We start from the raw sequence: 516 nt of genomic DNA on the forward strand, positions 1-516 counted from the left end.
ACAGGTTGGCTAAAGAAGATCCCGCCATCGGGAAAGCGAAACGGGTGTTGGAACAAATGGCTTCCAATCCCAGGGAAAGAGAACTCTACGAACTCAGACGAAAAGCCATATTAGACAGAAATTCAGCTCTTTACGAAGCAAAGATGGAAGGCATAGCTGAAGGCATAGCGGAAGGTAAAGTGGAAGGCCAGGCCAGCATACTGCTGCGACAGTTGAAAAAGAAGTTTGGATATTTGCCGGTTGAAATGGAAAACAGGGTGATGACTATGCCAACGGAAAAGTTGCAGAACTTGGCAGAAGAAATATTTGATTTAGGGACACTCGATGAGGTCGATAATTTCATAAACAGATAAATATAGCGGGTACCAATTAATAAAGGCATTTAGCGTTTACCATTTTACGGTAAACGCCGGCGGCGCGGCCTCCCAGCAAGCTGGGAGGCCGCGCTTTATATATACTAATATGGTAAAATATATATAATTATTGATTTATGGGGGGAATAAGATTTGAAAAAAT

At 42.6% G+C, this 516-nt stretch carries 1 protein-coding gene; it reads left to right on the plus strand.

Annotation, left to right across the window (positions count from 1 at the left end; genetic code table 11):
- Positions 1-353, plus strand: a 353-nt coding sequence (locus tag AWB54_RS15030; protein ID WP_153014774.1) for a DUF4351 domain-containing protein, incomplete at its 5' end; no start/stop codon positions are given.
- Positions 354-516 lie beyond the last annotated feature (163 nt).

Source organism: Syntrophomonas wolfei subsp. methylbutyratica, assembly GCF_001570625.1.
In the GTDB taxonomy this organism is placed as follows: domain Bacteria; phylum Bacillota; class Syntrophomonadia; order Syntrophomonadales; family Syntrophomonadaceae; genus Syntrophomonas; species Syntrophomonas methylbutyratica.